The sequence below is a fragment of the Flavobacterium sp. MMS24-S5 genome (assembly GCF_050320125.1).
GTDB lineage: Bacteria > Bacteroidota > Bacteroidia > Flavobacteriales > Flavobacteriaceae > Flavobacterium > Flavobacterium tyrosinilyticum.
In genome coordinates this window covers 1,430,161-1,449,122 of sequence record NZ_CP190016.1, presented here as the reverse complement: position 1 = coordinate 1,449,122, position 18,962 = coordinate 1,430,161, and the positions used below count along the sequence as shown (strand labels likewise).

15 protein-coding genes and 1 pseudogene are annotated in these 18,962 nt (G+C 34.1%); 13 read left to right on the top strand and 3 right to left on the bottom strand.

Annotated features, from left to right (window positions below; all coding sequences use genetic code 11):
• The first annotated feature begins 124 nt into the window (after positions 1-124).
• The 4 genes from ACPWTF_RS06375 to ACPWTF_RS06360 all read left to right on the top strand — a co-directional run bounded on the left by ACPWTF_RS06375 (position 125) and on the right by ACPWTF_RS06360 (position 4,172).
• Entirely contained in the window at positions 125-1,471 is a 1,347-nt protein-coding gene (locus ACPWTF_RS06375) for a cytochrome ubiquinol oxidase subunit I (RefSeq protein WP_427875738.1), read from the top strand.
• A 2-nt stretch (positions 1,472-1,473) separates the two neighbouring features.
• On the top strand, positions 1,474-2,550 hold the full coding sequence (gene cydB / locus ACPWTF_RS06370) for a cytochrome d ubiquinol oxidase subunit II (protein ID WP_427874860.1): 1,077 nt from the start codon (positions 1,474-1,476) through the stop codon (positions 2,548-2,550).
• 591 nt (positions 2,551-3,141) lie between these two features.
• Positions 3,142-3,546 carry a hypothetical protein gene (locus ACPWTF_RS06365; protein WP_427874859.1) on the top strand — a complete coding sequence of 135 codons (405 nt, stop codon included), beginning with the start codon at positions 3,142-3,144 and terminating at the stop codon, positions 3,544-3,546.
• Between the two features lie 239 nt (positions 3,547-3,785).
• Positions 3,786-4,172, top strand: coding sequence for a helix-turn-helix transcriptional regulator (locus ACPWTF_RS06360; protein WP_095929062.1), 387 nt, complete (start codon positions 3,786-3,788; stop codon positions 4,170-4,172).
• 86 nt (positions 4,173-4,258) lie between these two features.
• Here the strand turns inward: ACPWTF_RS06360 and ACPWTF_RS06355 are convergent, their stop codons facing one another.
• Together ACPWTF_RS06355 and ACPWTF_RS06350 are read right to left on the bottom strand one after the other, a co-directional pair.
• Complete coding sequence (locus ACPWTF_RS06355; protein WP_427874858.1) at positions 4,259-5,044, bottom strand: sulfite exporter TauE/SafE family protein; 786 nt, start codon at positions 5,042-5,044, stop codon at positions 4,259-4,261.
• Between the two features lie 173 nt (positions 5,045-5,217).
• On the bottom strand, positions 5,218-5,853 hold the full coding sequence (locus ACPWTF_RS06350; RefSeq protein ID WP_427874857.1) for a Crp/Fnr family transcriptional regulator: 636 nt from the start codon (positions 5,851-5,853) through the stop codon (positions 5,218-5,220).
• Between the two features lie 360 nt (positions 5,854-6,213).
• Here ACPWTF_RS06350 and ACPWTF_RS06345 point away from each other — a divergent pair, with 360 nt between their 5' ends.
• From ACPWTF_RS06345 to ACPWTF_RS06330, 4 genes and pseudogenes are all read left to right on the top strand, one after another.
• Positions 6,214-6,525: a rhodanese-like domain-containing protein gene (locus ACPWTF_RS06345; protein WP_095929060.1), complete on the top strand. Its 312-nt coding sequence runs from the start codon at positions 6,214-6,216 to the stop codon at positions 6,523-6,525.
• A 75-nt stretch (positions 6,526-6,600) separates the two neighbouring features.
• Positions 6,601-8,180 (top strand): annotated as a pseudogene (locus tag ACPWTF_RS06340) (NADP-dependent glyceraldehyde-3-phosphate dehydrogenase).
• Between the two features lie 276 nt (positions 8,181-8,456).
• Positions 8,457-10,334, top strand: coding sequence for a M1 family metallopeptidase (locus ACPWTF_RS06335; protein ID WP_427874856.1), 1,878 nt, complete (start codon positions 8,457-8,459; stop codon positions 10,332-10,334).
• A gap of 162 nt (positions 10,335-10,496) precedes the next feature.
• Positions 10,497-11,111: a hypothetical protein gene (locus ACPWTF_RS06330; RefSeq protein ID WP_427874855.1), complete on the top strand. Its 615-nt coding sequence runs from the start codon at positions 10,497-10,499 to the stop codon at positions 11,109-11,111.
• Between the two features lie 48 nt (positions 11,112-11,159).
• Here the strand turns inward: ACPWTF_RS06330 and ACPWTF_RS06325 are convergent, their stop codons facing one another.
• Positions 11,160-11,762 carry an outer membrane beta-barrel protein gene (locus ACPWTF_RS06325; protein ID WP_427874854.1) on the bottom strand — a complete coding sequence of 201 codons (603 nt, stop codon included), beginning with the start codon at positions 11,760-11,762 and terminating at the stop codon, positions 11,160-11,162.
• Positions 11,763-11,897: 135 nt separating this feature from the next.
• On the opposite strand from ACPWTF_RS06325, the gene ACPWTF_RS06320 reads away from it, so the two are divergent.
• From ACPWTF_RS06320 to ACPWTF_RS06300, 5 genes are all read left to right on the top strand, one after another.
• Positions 11,898-12,305: a GNAT family N-acetyltransferase gene (locus tag ACPWTF_RS06320; protein ID WP_427874853.1), complete on the top strand. Its 408-nt coding sequence runs from the start codon at positions 11,898-11,900 to the stop codon at positions 12,303-12,305.
• Positions 12,306-12,474: 169 nt separating this feature from the next.
• Positions 12,475-12,855: a hypothetical protein gene (locus tag ACPWTF_RS06315; RefSeq protein ID WP_427874852.1), complete on the top strand. Its 381-nt coding sequence runs from the start codon at positions 12,475-12,477 to the stop codon at positions 12,853-12,855.
• Positions 12,856-13,032: 177 nt separating this feature from the next.
• Positions 13,033-14,115 carry an efflux RND transporter periplasmic adaptor subunit gene (locus ACPWTF_RS06310; protein WP_427874851.1) on the top strand — a complete coding sequence of 361 codons (1,083 nt, stop codon included), beginning with the start codon at positions 13,033-13,035 and terminating at the stop codon, positions 14,113-14,115.
• A 120-nt stretch (positions 14,116-14,235) separates the two neighbouring features.
• The gene (locus ACPWTF_RS06305) at positions 14,236-17,403 is read left to right on the top strand and encodes an efflux RND transporter permease subunit (protein ID WP_427874850.1); all 3,168 of its coding nucleotides are present in this window, start codon (positions 14,236-14,238) and stop codon (positions 17,401-17,403) included.
• Complete coding sequence (locus tag ACPWTF_RS06300; protein WP_427874849.1) at positions 17,396-18,847, top strand: TolC family protein; 1,452 nt, start codon at positions 17,396-17,398, stop codon at positions 18,845-18,847. Before ACPWTF_RS06305 ends, ACPWTF_RS06300 begins: the two co-directional genes overlap by 8 nt.
• Positions 18,848-18,962 lie beyond the last annotated feature (115 nt).

Sequence of the window (18,962 nt, the reverse complement as noted above, 5' to 3'; positions counted from 1 at the left end):
TGTCATTTCTACCCTTTAAATTGTTGAAAAGTTTAACAAATATCGGGCGATAAACTTTTTTTAAAGGACGTTAATTCGGGTTCTAATGGTTAAATTTGTGGAACTTCATAAACAAATTACCATTATGGAAGAAATGCTCTTTTATGATCGAATGCAATTTGCCTTCACGATCACTTTTCATTATCTTTTTCCGCAACTTACAATGGGTCTTTCTTTGATCATTGTGTACTTTAAGTGGAAATATCTCAAAACTAAAGACGAACAATACAATCACGCCACCCATTTCTGGATGAAAATCTTCGCTCTCAATTTTGCAATGGGCGTTGTAACGGGAATCCCTATGGAGTTTCAGTTTGGAACCAACTGGGCTAAATTCTCCGAATTAACGGGCGGAATTATTGGGCAGACATTGGCAATGGAAGGAATGTTTTCTTTCTTTCTTGAATCTTCTTTCCTCGGATTATTTTTATTTGGAGAAAAACTACTCGGGCATAAATGGCATTTTGTAACGGGATTATTAATCATGATTGGTTCGTGGGCGAGCGGTTACTTAATTATTGCGACACATTCTTGGATGCAGAATCCTGTGGGTTACGAAATCTTAGAAAACGGAAAATTTGTTCTGAATAATTTTCAAGCCTTATTCTTAAATCCTTGGCTTTGGCCGTCTTATTTACACAATCAAGCGGCTTCTTTGGTAACCAGTTCTTTTGTTGTAGCTGGAATTGGAGCTTTTTATATTTTAAGTAATAAAAATGTTTCTTTTGGGAAATTGTTCTTAAAAACAGGTGTTATTTTCGGATTGATTTCGAGTGTAATTGTGGCTGTTCCAACAGGAGATTTATTGGCTAAAAATGTAGTAAAATATCAACCGGTAACTTTTGCGGCTATGGAAGGGATTTTTCATACCGAGAAAAAAGGTTCCGAAATTGTTTTAATCGGACAGCCCGATGTGAAAGACAAAAAATTGGACAACAAAATTGCCGTTCCTAATATTTTGAGTTTTTTGACTTATGGAAATTGGGATCAGGAAATAAAAGGTTTAGATCAGTTTGAAGAAGATTTGCATCCAACTAATATTTCTGGTTTGTATTATGCATACCACATCATGGTTGGACTCGGAACCGTGTTTATCGGATTAATGGTGCTTTCGCTTTTCCAATTAGTAAGAGGAAAATTATTTGAAACCAAATGGATATTATGGTCTTTGATGTTCATGATGCCGTTTCCGTACATTGCCAATACAACAGGCTGGTACACGGCAGAATTAGGAAGACAGCCTTGGTTGGTTTATAATTTATTACGAACTGCAGAGGGAGCTTCACCAACGGTTTCATCGGGAAATACCTTGTTTACATTGCTTGGTTTTATTGGTCTATACCTTTTGCTGGGAATGCTGTTTTTACTTTTGGTTGGAAAAATTATTAATAAAGGCCATCATAATGTGAACCTTTCATCAGAAAAAATATAAGTATGGAATTTTTTTGGTACGTAGTTTTAATGGGAATTTTGGCTGTTTATCTGGTTTTAGATGGCTATGATTTTGGTGCAGGAATTATTCATTTATTTTTTGCCGATACAGAAAAAGATAAAAAGGCAATTACAAATGCCATTGGTCCGTTTTGGGATGCCAATGAAGTTTGGCTAATTGCGGCAGGAGGGGTTTTGTTTTTTGCTTTTCCAACTTTATATGCTTCTTCTTTTAGCGGATTTTATCTGCCTCTGATTATGATTTTATGGCTTTTGATTTTCCGCGCTATCGGATTAGAAATGCGTGGACAGATTCATAATCACATGTGGGAAAGTATTTGGGATAAAGCTTTCGGAATTGCGAGTTTGCTTTTGGCTTTGTTTTTCGGAATTGCTTTAGGGAATATTGTTCGAGGTGTGAATCTCGGAATGGTTCAAAACGGAGTTTCTACACAAGAAGCACATTATTTCTTTTTGCCTTTGTGGAATCCAACTTTTAGTCCGCAAGCAAATGAATTGGGAATTATTGACTGGTTTACGCTTTTCTTAGGAATTGTGAGTGTTGTGGCATTGACGATTCACGGTGCAAACTGGATTATTTATAAAACGAATTCAGCTTTAAATCCGAAATTGAAAAATGTAGTTTTTAAACTGAACTTTGTTTTGCTGATTTTGGTCTTTATTTCTTTAGGAATTTGGCATTTTATCGAACCAAGACCATTTCATAATTTTATTGAAAATCCGATTCTTTGGTTTTTTCCTTTAATGACTTTTGTTGGAATTGCGGGATTATTCAAAGTTCGTTCTTTCAAAAAAGATGGTCAAGGATTTATTTTTTCGACCTTATTTTTAGTTGGCGGATTTGCGTCTACAGCGGTTTCGATTTTTCCGAATGTTTTGCCATCCACTAATAAAGTAAATCCGTCTTTAACGATTTATAACACTGCAGCTCACGAATACGGATTAAACGCTGGTTTGAGCTGGTTTTTTATCGCTTTGTTTCTCGTAATTATTTATTTTATTATTCAATATCGCGTATTTAGTGGTAAAATGGATGATATTGGGTATGGAGAACATTGATTTTTTTATAGCCACGAATTCACGAATTTTATTTTGATTAATTAATTTTATAGCTATAGATTACACGAATTTTAGTTTCAATATAAAATGAATTGCCTCCAGTTTTAACTGGAGGTTTTTTTGTTTAGATTTGAATTAGGGCTTTAGCCAAACTTTACGATTTTGGCTAAAGCTTTTTTTTATATAGATTTGTTTACCTCCAGCTAAAGCTTGAGGCAATTGATTGAAAATATTAAAGACCAAACGTCATTTTACCTGAGTCTGCGTTAGGGATAGGAGCGGTATCTCCCGATTTAGAAAAACAAGGCTTTTTAGCCGTAGTTTTTGTTAATCGGGAATAAAGCGGATAGCCCGGCCGGAGGCAACGCCCAAAAGAATCTTCTTACTTGAGATTTTTTTATAAATAAAGTATAAGATAACTTTTACGAAAGATTTAATTACAACGGATAGTTATATTCTATAATGTTAATTGTAAGAAAAAAAAAGTGTTAATGCTTAATATTGCGTATCTAAGAATTTTTTCCCCCTAAGAATTTTTAGAAATTGATTTTTCACTAGAAGCTTAAATCTATTTTTACCTACTAAATTATTATGCCTTTAACAGTTTTTTCCGACAAGGTTAGATTTCGTTACAAATCTAAGAATTGGCAGTATCACTTTGATGAAATTAAAGAAATTGGACTGCTTAAAAAAAAGAAAAAATATTTTCTTGAAAACGGTGCTTTTTTGGCCGTAACCGCTGCGACATATTATTGCATGCTATTTTCCAACTTAATAGACTTGTATTACATTATTCCTGCAATTTTGTGCTATTCGTTTATTTTAGCTATGAGATTCTGGAACAAGGCCGAATTTGCCTATTTTGTTTTTGTAAAAGATATTTACCAGAACAAAATAAGGACTAAAATTGCCACCAAAGACCGCATATTGGTTGGCAAGCAGATCGATTCTTACATAGATCTTCAGTTTGAAAGAAGTGTAAAAAGAACTGCCTAAAAAAAATCAGAGATGTTTATATTCAGTATTTCCCGTTATGATTGCATTTTTCATAATGGCAGCTTTGATGTACGGTTATTTTATCATTACACAAAGAAAAAATTAACAAAACGCTGCGACATAAGTATTTAGTTATGAAGTAGTTTTATGATTTCCCAATAAAAATAATAGTATAGTCTTGCCGTTACATTCTAACGGCTGGCTGTTTTGACTATACATGACCACAAATCAGAAATAATATGGCCACAACAATTAAAAGTAAAATCAAAAATATTAGAGAGTTAAAAAATTATACTCAGGAATACATGGCAGAAAGATTAGGCGTAACCCAAGCTGGTTATAGTAAAATTGAAAAAGGAAAGACTTCTTTGAGTTACGAAAAATTGGTTGAAATAGGAAGAATTTTGGATGTAAGCGTAGAGGATATAATTAGTTTTGATTATGATAAATACTTTAATAATTACAACAAAATAACAGGAAACAATAACGGCAGTATTTTGATTAATGCCGATAATTCTTCGGTTTTGAAGGAGCTTTATGAAGATAAAATTCAATTGCTTGAAAAACTGCTTTCGAGAACTGAAATCGAGCTTGAAAGATATAAAGATAAATTTGGAGAAATCTGAAGGTTTTAGTTTCATCTTTGTCAAAGTTTAAAACTTTGACAAAGATTACTCTACAAGTGAAACTAAATAAAGCGTTGAAATTCTTTTTAGAATAAAACTTCTTTGGCAATGATATAAAATCCCATTACGAGCACAAACCACCCAAAAAGAGGTTTTAATTTTGTGCCGTCCATTTTTTTTGAAAGCTGGCTTCCAATAAACATTCCGATTAAAGCCATTGCAGAAACGCTTAATAAGAAACTATAGTTTATTGGTGTCCCAATGTATAGATCGCCAGCAAAACCTATTGACGAATTAATAGTGATGATTAATAATGAAGTTCCCACGGCTTGTTTCATGGGTAAATTGGCAAAAAAAAGCAAGGCAGGAATAATTAAGAATCCGCCGCCTGCACCTAGAAATCCGGTTACGATGCCGACCAAAAAACCTATAAAACTCAATTGCGAATAATTAGTATCTGTTGATTTAATTTCGGACTGATTTTTTTTAATCATAGAAATAGCTGCTGTAATCATTAGGATAGAAAAGATGATCATAATTAGAAAATCTTTTGAAACGGTATAGGAAGCAACAGAAAACAAAGTCGATGCAATTTGCGGAAATATGACTTCACGAATTATTAAAATCGAAATAACTGAGGGAACAGCAAAATACAAAGCCGATTTCAGTTTTAGGTTTCCCATTTTATAATGGCTATAACTTCCAAATAAAGCGGTTAATCCGACAATAAATAAAGAATAAGAAGTGGCCTGATCTGGATTTACTTTAAATAAATAAACTAGAATAGGAATAGTAAGAATAGAGCCTCCGCCGCCAATTAAGCCAAGCGAAATTCCGATTATGATTGAGGCAAAAAATCCTAAATATTCCATTGCATATGTTTTGATGCAAAGTTGCCTCGGAAATTAGAATCTTACAGTAACATTTATCACAGACCTAAAATAATTTTACCATTAAGATATTAAGGAAATTAAGCTATGCTTTCTTAATGAAACTTTTAAAGGTTAAGTAATATTAAGCGATCCAACTTAATTAACTTAATATCTTAATGGTTAAAATTTAGCAATTCAATCTGGTTTCGGTTGAGTTTGACCAGACCGCGCTGTTCCATTTTTTTGAGTAATCTGGAAACAACTTCGCGTGAAGTATTTAATTCGGTTGCAATTTCCTGATGCGATAAATTTACCTCAGAACACCCACAAGTATCAGAATGTCTTTTTAAGTAAAACTCTAATCTTTCATCCATAGAACGGAAAGCGATATTGTCTACCACTTCGAGAACTTCTTCAAAACGGCTTCGGTAGGTTTCAATTACAAATTCGTACCAGCTTCTATGTTCCATCATCCATTTGTCCATCAATTGCAACGGAATCATCATCACGGTTACATCTTCGACTACTTTTGCCATAATCTGGCTTTTTTCGCTTTTTGCTGTACAAATCATTGATATCGCACAAGCTTGTCCAGGCTGCAAGTAATACATTAAAAACTCTCCGCCGTCTTCACCTTCGCGATAGATTTTGATTTTACCTTTAGTTATCAAAACTGTATTTTTAATATACTGACCGGTACGCATTAAAATGGTTCCGGCTTCAAAATCTTGAAGGCTTCCGTTTTCTTCTATCGTAGCAATGAGTTCGTTCGAGAAATTAGGAAAGATGGTTTTTAATGAATGTTGCATATTGTAGATTTTTTTGCCATCAATTGCATTAATCAAAACAATTAATTATTGAGAATTCGTGTAATTGGTGGCGAATATTTTTATCAAAATCGGATAAAAATATAGGATTGTTTGCAAAGATAAGGGTTTGGAATGGGAATAATTATCAGAAAACTAGATTTAAGATTAATTTTATGTAAATGAAAAAATCCTATTTTCTATCGATTTTGTAGGCTGAATTTTTAAAAATAGTAACTAAATTTGTAATTCACTGATTATAATACTTTCTCTAAAACGTTTTCTGAGAATAATAATCGAAATCGCATTTGGTACGTTTTTTATATAGAGAAACGTCGTAATTTTACAAAAACACATTTTATTATGAATTTATCACAAGAAGATTGGGTTGCTCAGTTAGAAGCTGACGAAAATGCAGTTATACTTGACGTAAGAACTGAGGACGAATTTAATGATGGCTACATTGAGAATGCTCTAAATATTGATATCAATAAAGGGCAGGCATTTATCTATGAAATCGAAGAACTAGACAAAAATAAAAACTATTACGTATACTGTCGTTCTGGGGCTAGAAGCGCAAAAGCATGCCAGATTATGAACGAGTTGGGTATCGAAAACGCCTACAATCTGCTTGGAGGAATCCTAGATTGGGAAGGTGAAACAGTACAACCATAAATGAAGAAGAGGCAATAAAAAAGCCTCTTTTTTCTTTTGAAAATAAAATTACCAGACCATTAAACAAACCAAATTATGAGTTTTATACCAGAAGAATATCAGATTAATAGTCTGATAAATCAAGATACCTATCTTGTAAATGGAGAATTGAAACAATGGACAGGGCAAACCACACCTGTGTTTTCTACTATTTCTTCAACAGAAAAGTATTCGCCGACTTTATTAGGATTTATCCCTTTTATGGAGAAAAAGAAGCAGCAGAAGTTGTCGAAGCTGCTACCAATGCATACGATATGGGACAAGGCTTATGGCCGACTATGAAAGTGGTTGATCGTATTAAATGCATGGAAAAATTTGTGAAACAAATGAAAGAAACCCGCGAAGAAGTAGTGAAATACTTAATGTGGGAAATTGGAAAGTCATTAGGAGATTCGCAAAAAGAATTTGATAGAACTGTAGAATATATTTACGATACTATTGCCAGCTACAAAGAATTAAACGGACGCAGTTCGCATTTTGAAAAAGTGCAAGGAGTAAACGCCATGATTCGTCGTGAACCTCTTGGAGTGGTTTTATGCCTTGGACCATATAATTATCCTTTAAACGAAACTTTTTCATTGTTGATTCCAGCTTTGATTATGGGAAATACCGTAATCTTCAAACCTGCTAAACATGGTGTTTTATGTATTTCGCCATTGTTGGAAGCATTCAGAAGCAGTTTTCCTAAAGGAGTAATCAATATTGTTTACGGAAGAGGACGCGAAGTGGCTTCTCCGATTATGAAATCTGGAAAAATTGATGTTTTAGCCTTAATTGGAAACAGTAAATCGGCGATTGCTTTACAAGATCAGCATCCAAACAAAAATAGATTGCGTTTGATTTTAGGTTTAGAAGCTAAAAATCCAGCAATTATTCTTCCAGATGCCGATTTAGATTTGGCTATTCAAGAATGTATTACCGGAAGTTTGTCTTTTAACGGACAACGTTGTACTGCTTTGAAAGTGTTATATGTCCACGAATCGATTGCTGAAGAATTCAATAAACGTTTTTCTGAAAAAGTAGACAGTTTGCTTTTTGGAAATCCGTGGGAAAAGGGAGTTGCTTTAACACCGCTTCCAGAAACCGACAAACCAAAATATATTCAAGGATTAATTGATGATGCTGTTCACAAAGGAGCTAAAGTCATCAATGAAAAGGGAGGAAAACATACTGATAACTATATTTTTCCAGCAGTTTTATATCCAGTAAACAAAGAAATGCGTGTGTATCACGAAGAACAGTTTGGGCCAGTTGTTCCTGTACTTTCTTTCAAAGATATTAAAGAACCATTGAAAGATATGGCAGAATCAAATTACGGACAGCAAGTAAGTTTGTTTGGTAAAGATATAAAAACTCTTGCGCCGCTAATTGATGCTTTGGTTAACTTAGTTTGTAGAGTAAACCTTAACAGTTCTTGCCAAAGATGACCAGATGCTTTCCCTTTTACAGGAAGAAAAGATTCTGCCGTAGGAACTTTGAGTATTCCAGATGCTTTGCGTTCTTTCTCAATTCGTACGTTTGTAGCTTCAAAAGATATCGATTATAATAATGAGATTCTGCAGGAATTGCTTAACAGCAAAGAATCGAATTTTATTAATACAGATTATATTTTGTAGTCATCAAGGTTATATATTAATTGTAGATGCCGTCTGTCGCTTTTAGTGATAGACGGTTTTTCTTTTTAAAGATGCTAAGGTTCTTTTTTAAAGATGCTAAGTTTCTAAGTTTTTTTGTAAAAGTTTGATGTAAAATATAAAATAAAGTTTTCTACATCTCACATTTCACTATTTACCTTTTACTATTCACATTAACAATTAATAATTAAATTTGTAACATTGTTTTAAAACAGCAGTCTTATATATCAAAACAATTTAAAGACATAAGAATTATTTATGAAAAAGAGATTTTTGCAATTTGCATTAATAGCATTCGTTCTTTTTGCCCAAGATACTATTGCTCAAGAGCTTTACATGCCTCGAAATATAAAAAAAGCCTACGAAAACGGAACCCGCTCTAAAGACGGAAAACCAGGCTCAAACTATTGGCAGAACCGTGGAAAATATAATATGGAAATTTCAGTTGATCCGAAAACGAGATTGGTCAGCGGAACTGAAACCATTATTTACGAAAACAATAGCAAGGATACTTTAAGAAACTTAGTTATCCGTTTTGTAAACAACCTTCACAAGCCTTCTTCTCCAAGAGGAAGTGAAGTAAGCAACGATTTTTTAAGCGACGGATTAACGATTACTTCATTGAAAGTAGAAAATGAAGTGTATAAAGAAGATGCTAAAAACTGGGGAACTGTTGGAAATGTAAAATTGCAAAAACCAATTTTACCTAATTCAAAGACCACTATAAATATTCAATGGAATTATCCTTTGTCCAAAGAAAGTGGTAGAGAAGGCCAGATTGACGAAACGACATTTTTTGTAGCGTATAGTTATCCTCGTGTTTCAGTTTTTGACGATTACAATGGATGGGATAGATTACCGCATACAGATCGTCAAGAATTTTACAATGACTTCAACGATTATGTTTTTTCTGTAAAAGCACCAAAAAACTACGTGGTGTATGCAACTGGAGATTTATTAAATCCAGATGAGGTTTTGCAACCTGAATTTGCTTCACGCTTAAAAAAATCATACACAACAGATGAAATTCTGCATATTGCAAACGAGCAGGAAATGAAAAGCGGAATCGTAACAAAACAATACGATTGGAATGTCTGGAAATTTGAAGCTAAAAACATAACAGATGTTTGCTTTGGTTTAAGTGATCATTATTTATGGGATGCTAGTAGCGTTGTAGTGGATAAGAAAACAAATCGTCGTGCGAGCGTTCAGGCGGCTTACAACGTAAAGGGAACCGATTTTGTGAATTCGGTAAAAAACAATCAATATGCTTTAGATTGGTTTTCTAACAATTGGCCAGGAGTTCCGTATCCGTTTTCTAAAATGACGGCTTTCCAAGGTTTTGCCGATATGGAATATCCAATGATGTGTAACGATTCTGAAATGGGAGATCCTATTTTTGCACAGTTAGTTCAAGATCACGAAGTGGCGCATACTTATTTTCCTTTTTATATGGGAATCAATGAAACGCGTTATGCCTTTATGGACGAAGGTTGGGCAACTACTTTTGAATATTTAATCGGAATTGCTGAACATGGTAAAGAAGCTGCAGATAAGTTTTACAAAGAATTTAGAGTGAAACATTATATAAGCGATCGATCTTCAGAACAAGATCAGCCTATTATAACAATGTCTACACAGGTTTCTGGCGCAGGTTATGGAAATAATTCTTATGGTAAAGCTTCTCTTTCTTATTTGGCTTTAAAAGATATGTTAGGAGATGAATTGTTCAAAAAAGCGCTTCATTTTTATATGGATACTTGGAACGGAAAACATCCTATTCCGTGGGATTATTTTAATTCATTTAATACAGCAACAGGAAAGAATTTAAATTGGTTTTTTAATAATTGGTTCTTTACTAACAATTACATAGATATTGCTGTAAAAGGTCTTTCTGCAGATAAGAAAACGATAACAATAGAAAACATTGGAGGTTTTGCAATTCCTTTTGATGTTGTAATTACTTATGCAGATAAGTCAAAAACAACTTTGCATCAAACGCCAGCGATTTGGGATAAAAATCAAAAAACAGCTAAAATAATTTTGAAAAGCGCAAAAAAAATCGAAAAAATTGAGATTGATGGTGGGATATTTATGGATGCAACACCAGAGAACAATGTTTTAAATGTTAAATAATTGAATTAAATTTAACTAAATAAATTAAAGCGTCACTTTGTTTTAGCAAAGTGACGCTTTTTGTTTAAAATAATTAAAAATATTCAAGATGCAAAAAAACAGTATAAATATTTCTGGGAAAAATATTACGTTTGCCAAATACTAAACATACCACCAAATCTAATGAAGAATACTTTTGTTCTGATTGCTTTGCTAAGCAGTCTCCAGTTTTTTGCGCAGAACGATCAAAAGACTGCATTTCAAAAAAACAAATATGAATTGGCTAATTCTTACTACAAAAAAGCCGATTTTGTAAAAGCTATTGATTTGTTTTCTTTAGCTGCAAAGATTAAACCTGAAAATGAAATAGGAAAAGAAGCTATTAAAAAGGTAGACACCTTACGCGAACTTTTAAGAAAAGAAATTTTAAATCAAGCAATTGGAACTTGGAAAAGGACAGGAAGTCAGCCAGTTTGGTCTGCGGCAACAGCAGTTACTGCCAGTCAATCTACTTTTGACGAAGTGGTCGAAATTAAAGAAAATGAGATCTTGTTTTACGAGGTCGACAAAAAAACAAAAGTAAAGAAACTTCTCAGAACTGAAAATTTAGTTTATAATGATGCAAAAAGCACGGTCTCATTATTTTCAGAAATTATTCTTTCTGATGGAACAGTTTGGAACTGTAGTATTAATGAAAATTCAGACGTATTACATGTTGTTAATGTAGCTGTTAAAACAGAAGAGGGAATAAAAAAGATAGAAAGTGATAATGAGGAAAATTATTACGTTAAAATGTAAATGATATATAAAAAAAGGGAATCGATTGATTCCCTTTTTTTATGAGTTTTATAGAAATTTAAATCCAATGGAGAGATTGGTAACTCCAGTTTTAATTTCACTGCTAGAAGCATCTATATCACTAAGTCCAGCAAGATATCTAACATCAAAAGTTAGTCTCCAGACATCGACTCCGACACCTCCAAGAATGCTATGATTATTTTTTTCTATAGCTATAGAATTGAGATTATTGCTGGTACTTATGTCTGAATAATTTTTCCAGTTGTATCCCACAAAAAGCCTCACATTTCCGAGTTTTCCAAGCGGAATAATTTTAAGTCCTGCAATTAATGAGGCATCTGTTCCTGATAGTTTAAATTCAGTTTCTCCAACACCGTTTTGGTATACGCTAAAATTAGTTTGACCATATCCAAACTCGCCCTGAGCATAAAAAAGTGCAAGGTTTAATCGACCAAATGCGGCAAATCCAATTCCTGTATTCGTATGATCGGAGCTGAAATTTTTGGCATTGACAGAAGTAATGCTTGTAGAAAACTGCGGCCGATTTGTATTAATTGCGCAAATCCATTGGCACAAATACATAAAAATGTTGCTAAAAGGAATTTTCTCATAACGGAATTTATTTGATTTTGGTACTATAAAAATAATCATAATACATTAGAATTGAATGATTTGTCTGATTTATTTTTCTGTAAAGTTTTGATAATTAATCAGATCAAGATTTCTGGTTTGCTTTTTTCGATTAAATCAAAATGAATTAATTTTGAGACGCTTAAATAAATTCAAATGGACGTTAAAAAAATAAACGCAAGTGATACTTGGCAAATAAGACATGAAGTAATGTGGCCAGACCAGCCTTTTGAGTTTGTACAGCTTGAAGAAGATAATTTAGGAATTCATTTTGGAGTTTTTGAAGAAGATAAATTGGTTTCTATAGTCTCTTGTTTTATGGAAGAAAAAGAAATGCAGTTTAGAAAATTGGCTACTTTAGAAGAGCATCAAGGTAAAGGAATTGCGTCTCATCTTTTAAAATATATTCTAGAATTTGCAAAAGAAAAAGGTGTAGAAAAAGTATGGTGCAACGCCAGAACCAATAAAAAATCATTTTATGAGAAGTTCGGAATGAATGATACTTTTAAAACTTTTGTAAAATCAGGACAAGAATTTACGATTATGGAAATTTTGCTTTCTTAATTGTAAAGTTTAAGTTATTGATTTTTAATGTTGTAAATAAGGGTTTTAATTTTGAAGTAAAGTGATTAATAAAAATTAAGAGAATGAAAACGTTTTCGTTTTATGGAACTGTTAAACCTTGTTAAAAATTCTTTTTTTGTTTTAATTCTTTTACTACTTTCGCACCGAAATGAGAAAGTTAATAGTATTTTTAGTATTCATGAATATGCTTCTGTTTGGCGGAGGCCAATATTTGAATGCAAATACTTTTGGCGCTCATACTCACCATCACCTACAGAAACATAGAGTTAAGTTTACTAATCAAGATCGCGGAACTTCAATAATTGAAGATGCTGTAGATGTTGATTTAGAAGAAGATCTAGTAGGAGGTGATGATGTTGATTTACTTACGAGCAAGTATTTTGCTGCTACGTATAGTTTGGTAGACACTTTGTATCTGGCACTTTCAGATCAGTCTGCAGCGAATGATTCTAATCGTTTAAAATTTTCTACGCCTATATTCGGGCATTCAAATCCTATCTACATTACTCAACGAGTATTAAGAATTTGATTTTACAGTATACATCGGTTACCTGAGTTTTGATCTCTGCGTATCTTGCTGTTGTATATTTTTTCTACTTCTGCTTATATAAAGTTAAGGTCTGGGCTAAGGCTGACTGATGCATTTTAACATCCAAAAGGAATTTTCATTCCAAAGCATTCAATCGCTTAATTTCCAAACTAAATCATGAAAAAAATCATTGTGTTCACAGGCTTAATGGCCTTGGTGTGCTTGACGAGCTGTACATCTAAAAAAGAAGAAAAAGAAGAAGTAGAAAAATTTACTGTTACTAATCCGGTAAGAATTGATACTTCATTTACCAAAGAATACGTTTCACAAATAAAATCGGTTCGTAATATCGAACTTCGCGCCCAAGAAAAAGGGTTTTTACAAAATATATATGTTGACGAAGGACAGTTTGTAAAAAAAGGACAGCTGTTGTTTAAAATTATGCCAAACATGTATCAGGCAGAGTTATTAAAAGCACAGTCAGAACAAAAATCTGTAGAAATTGAATTGCAAAATTCAAAATTACTGGCAGATAAAAATATCGTTTCTAAAAACGAATTAAGTGTCGCTCAAGCAAAATTGCAATCTGCAAAAGCTGAGGTTGCGTTGGCAAAACTTCATTTATCATTCACAGAAATTAGAGCTCCGTTTGACGGAACAATCGACCGTATTCCTTTAAAACTAGGAAGTTTAATCGACGAGGGAGAATTGTTGACAAGTCTTTCAGACAACAGTCAGATGTTTGCTTATTTCAATGTTTCTGAGCCAGAATACATTAGTTACGAAACGAATATTAAAGACCGTGCAGATAACAAAGTGAATTTGGTTTTGGCTAACGGAGATATTTTTAAAGATAAAGGAAATGTTGAGGTAATCGAAAGTGAATTCAACAACGAAACTGGAAACATTGCTTTTAGAGCAAGATTCCCTAATTCTGGAAAATTACTTAGAAATGGAGAAACAGGCCAAGTTCAAATGAATGTTCCTCTTAAAAATGCTATTGTGATTCCGCAAAAAGCGACTTACGAAATTCAAGATAAAAAATATGTTTTTGTAGTTGGAAAAGACAATAAAGTAAGTTCTAGAGAAATCACTATCACTGGCGAAATCCCTGATTTATATGTAATCAAAAGTGGTCTTACAGAAAATGATAGGATCTTGCTTGAAGGTGTTCAGAAAGTAAAAGAAAACGACAAAATTAAATTCGATTACGAATCTCCTAAAGAAGTAATCAATCATTTACGCTTAAAAGCAGAATAGTTTTTTGTTTTAATAGTTTCAAGTTTCAGGTTTCAAGTTGCATACTGAACCTGAAACTTGAAACCTGAAACTTGAAACATTTTAAACTTCAATAAGTTTAATCATTTAAAAAATATAAAAATGTTTAATAAATTTATTCAAAGACCTGTTCTGTCGATAGTAATATCGTTGATTATTGTCTTTTTGGGGGTATTGTCGGTTTTAAATTTACCAATTACACAATTCCCTACAATTTCACCTCCAATGGTGAATGTTACTGCAGATTATCCTGGATCTAACGGTGAATTGATGGTTAAGGCTGTTGTTATTCCTTTGGAAAGAGCCTTAAACGGAGTTCCAGGAATGAAGTATATGGCTTCAGATGCCGGAAACGATGGTGAAGCTACGATAAAAGTGGTCTTTAACTTAGGAACAGATCCTAATCAGGCAGCAATTAACGTTCAAAACCGTGTAGCTTCGGTTACCAATAAACTTCCTCCTTTGGTAATTCGTGAGGGTATTAAAATCACTCGTGAGGTGCCAAGTATGTTGATGTACGTGAATCTTTACAGTACAGACAAAAATACGGACATGAAGTTCTTATACAACTATGCCGATATCAACGTTCTTTCTGAATTGAAAAGGGTAAATGGTATTGGTTCTGGAGATATCTTAGGAACACGTGAATATGCAATGCGTATCTGGCTGAAACCAGACCGTATGTTGGCTTATAAAATTTCTGCAGATGAGGTAATGGAAGCATTATCTAGTCAGAGTTTGGAGGCTTCTCCAGGTAAAACGGGAGAAAGTTCTGGTAAACGTTCTCAAGCATTTGAGTATGTATTGAAATATTCTGGACGTTTTACAACAAAAGAACAATACGAGAACATTGTAGTAAAAGCAAATCCAAACGGAGAACTTTTAAGATTGAAAGATGTTGCTAAAGTTGAATTTGGTAGCTCGATGTATGATATCTATTCTAATTTGAATGGAAGACCATCTGCGGCGATTGTATTAAAACAATCTTTTGGAAGTAACGCGAATCAGGTTATTGAAGAAGTAAAAGCAAAACTGGAAAAAATCAAACAGAGATTCCCTAAAGGAATGGATTATGAAATTTCGTATGACGTTTCTAAATTCCTTGATGCTTCTATCGAGAAAGTAATTCATACTTTGGTTGAAGCCTTTATTCTGGTAGGTTTAGTAGTATTCCTTTTCTTAGGAGACTGGCGTTCTACGGTTATTCCTGCAATTGCAGTACCAGTATCTTTAGTAGGAACTTTTGTATTCATGACATTCTTTGATATATCATTGAACTTGATTACGTTATTCGCTTTAGTATTAGCAATTGGGGTCGTCGTCGATGATGCGATTGTGGTTATTGAAGCCGTTCACGCCAAGATGGAAGAGGAGCATCTCTCGCCATTTAAAGCGACTAAAAAAGCAATGCACGAAATTGCGGGGGCAATTATTGCAATTACTTTCTTGATGGCCGCGGTATTTATTCCTGTTGCATTTATGTCTGGTCCTGTGGGAGTATTCTACAGACAGTTCTCTGTAACTATGGCAACTGCGATTATCCTTTCGGGTATTGTGGCTTTAACATTGACACCGGCACTTTGTGCAATGATGTTAAAAAACAATCATGGCGTGCCTAAAAAGAAAACACCAGCCAATAGATTTATTGATGCTTTCAACGAAAAATTCAATTTAGCGCAAGGTAAATATCAGAACTTACTAGGCAAAATTGTTGACAGAAGAGTAGTTACTATTGTAGCGCTTCTTGGTTTCTGTGCTGGAACATGGATCATCAGTAGTAATGTTCCATCAGGATTTATTCCGAATGAGGATCAGGGAATGTTTTACGCGGTAATCCAGACACCGCCAGGATCTTCTTTAGAAAGAACAAATAATATTGCAGAACGAGTTCAGAAAATTGCTGAGGATATTGACGGAGTAAAATCGGTTTCTTCATTGGCAGGTTATGAAATTCTGTCTGAAGGTACTGGAGCTAACTCAGGTACGTGTTTGGTTAACTTGAAAGACTGGAGCGATAGAAAAGAATCTGTTTTGGAGATCATGCACGAAATGGAGGAAAAATGTAAAGATATTGCGGGGGCAAATATCGAGTTTTTCCAACCACCTGCTGTACCTGGTTATGGTGCTGCCGGAGGATTTGAGCTTCGTTTGTTAGATAAAACTGGTTCTGTTGATTATAAGAGAATGGAACAGGTAAACAACGATTTTGTGGCTGAATTGAACAAACAGCCGGAACTATCAAACGTATTTAGTTTCTATAGCTCTAGTTTCCCTCAATACATGATGAAAGTCGACAATGATTTGGCACAGCAAAAAGGAGTTTCTATCGAAAACGCGATGAATACTTTGTCAACTCTTGTGGGAAGTAACTACGAAATCAGTTTTATCAAATTCGGTATCAACTATAAAGTAATTGTTCAGGCTTCGCCAGAATATCGTGCACAGCCAGATGATATCTTAAAATTGTATGTAAAAAATGATCGTGATGAAATGGTGCCTTTTTCTGCTTTTATGAAATTAGAAAAAGTGTACGGACTTTCAGAAATCACACGTCATAATATGTATACCTCAACACAAATCAGTGGTTCGCCAGCTGCGGGTTATAGTTCTGGTACAGCGATTAAAGTAATTCAGAGAGTAGCTGCAGAAAAATTACCAAGAGGATATGACATTGACTGGGCAGGTATTTCTGCCGATGAGGTGGCTCAGGGTAATCAGGCAATTTGGGTATTCTTAATCTGTTTAGGATTCGTTTACTTGGTATTAGCGGCACAGTACGAAAGTTTTATTCTGCCATTGTCAGTAATTCTTTCTTTGCCAGCGGGTATTTTTGGAGCTTTCCTTTTATTGAAATTAACAGGATTAGAAAACAATATTTATGCACAGGTTGCCATGGTAATGCTTATCGGATTATTAGGTAAGAATGCCGTGTTGATTGTAGAGTTTGCGATACAAAGGCATGCCGCAGGAAAATCTGTTTTAGATGCTGCAATGGAAGGGGCAAAAGCAAGGTTCCGTCCGATTTTGATGACTTCGTTTGCTTTTATCGCAGGTTTATTACCGCTTGCTTTTGCAACTGGTCCTGGTAAAATTGGAAACAGAACCATTGGTACTGCAGCAGCTGGAGGTATGCTTATCGGAACCATTTGTGGTGTATTTGTAATTCCGGGCTTGTATTTCATTTTTGCCAAAATTGCAGAGAAACACAAACTGGTAAAACATGAAGAAGAAAATCCATTAACAGAAGAAATTGACAACAATCATGTATAAAGTTAAATCATATCAATATAGTATTGCTTTGGCTGTATGTCTAGCAGTTGCAGGGTGTAAAACCCCTGCACCTGAGGCAGCAGTTACTACCAGTACACCAGTTCCAGAATCGTTTGGCTCAACAGTTCAGACTCAGGATGCAAACAGCAATACGGCAGCATTAAACTGGAAAGATTATTTTAAAGATCAGAATCTAGTTGATTTAATAGATACTGCTCTTAAAAACAATCAGGAATTAAATATCACTTTGCAGGAAATTGAAATTGCAAAAAATGATATTCGAGTTAAAAAAGGACTTTTATTGCCAACTGCAGGCTTACGTGCCGGAGCTGGAGTAGAAAAAGTGGGTAGATATACCAGTCAAGGTGCGGGTGATGCTACTACAGAGATTAAACCAGGGGTAGAAACTCCAGATCCGCTTGGAGATTTTACAATTTCGGCTTATGCAAACTGGGAAGTAGATATCTGGAAAAAACTGCGTAATTCTAAAAAAGCAGCTTTAAACAGATATTTGGCTACAGTAGAAGGTAAAAACTTTGTAATTACAAACCTCATCGCCGAAGTTGCTGATTCGTATTATGAATTACTAGCTTTAGACAATCAGTTAGATATTGTAAAACAAACAATCAAATTGCAGACTAATGCTTTAGAAATTGTAAAAGTTCAAAAACAAGCCGCAAGAGCAACAGAATTGGGAGTTAAGAAATTCGAGGCTGAGGTTTTAACTTCGCAAAGTATGGAGTTTGACATTTTGCAGCAGATAAAAGAAACTGAGAATAAAATCAACTTTTTGTTGGGTAGATATCCTCAAGAAGTAAAAAGAACAAGCAGCACTAATTTCTTAAGTTTATTGCCAGCTTCTGTAAGTTCTGGAATTCCGTCTCAATTGTTACAAAATCGTCCAGATGTTAAACAAGCAGAATTGGAATTAGTAGCGGCAAAATTAGATGTAAAAGTGGCTCGTGCCGAGTTTTACCCGTCTTTGGATATTACGGCAGCGATAGGAGTACAGGCTTTCAAACCTTCTTATTTGTTTACTATGCCAGAATCGTTATTGTATTCTTTGGCTGGAGATCTTGTTGCTCCTTTGATTAACAGAAATGCAATTAAAGCAGAGTTTGCAAGTGCCAATGCCAAACAGATTCAGGCATTGTACAATTACGATCGTACAGTTTTAAATGCTTATCTAGAAGTTTCAAACCAAATGTCTAAGATTGAGAATCTTCAAAAAGGATACGATCTTAAATCGAAACAAGTTGATGCTTTAAATACTTCGATTGATGTTTCAAACGATTTGTTTAAATCGGCTCGAGTAGATTATTTTGAGGTTTTGATGACGCAGAGAGACGCATTAGAAGCGAAATTAGAATTAATTGATACTAAAAAAGAACAGTTGAATGCTGCAGTTCATGTCTATAGAGACTTGGGCGGCGGATGGAAATAATATTGCCAATTAATTTGTAGAAAGAAAGCCTTTTGGGAATAAAATCCCGAAAGGCTTTTTTGTAAGAAAATTATCTTATATTTGCATTTCACTGTTCTGAAAAAAAGTGACCATA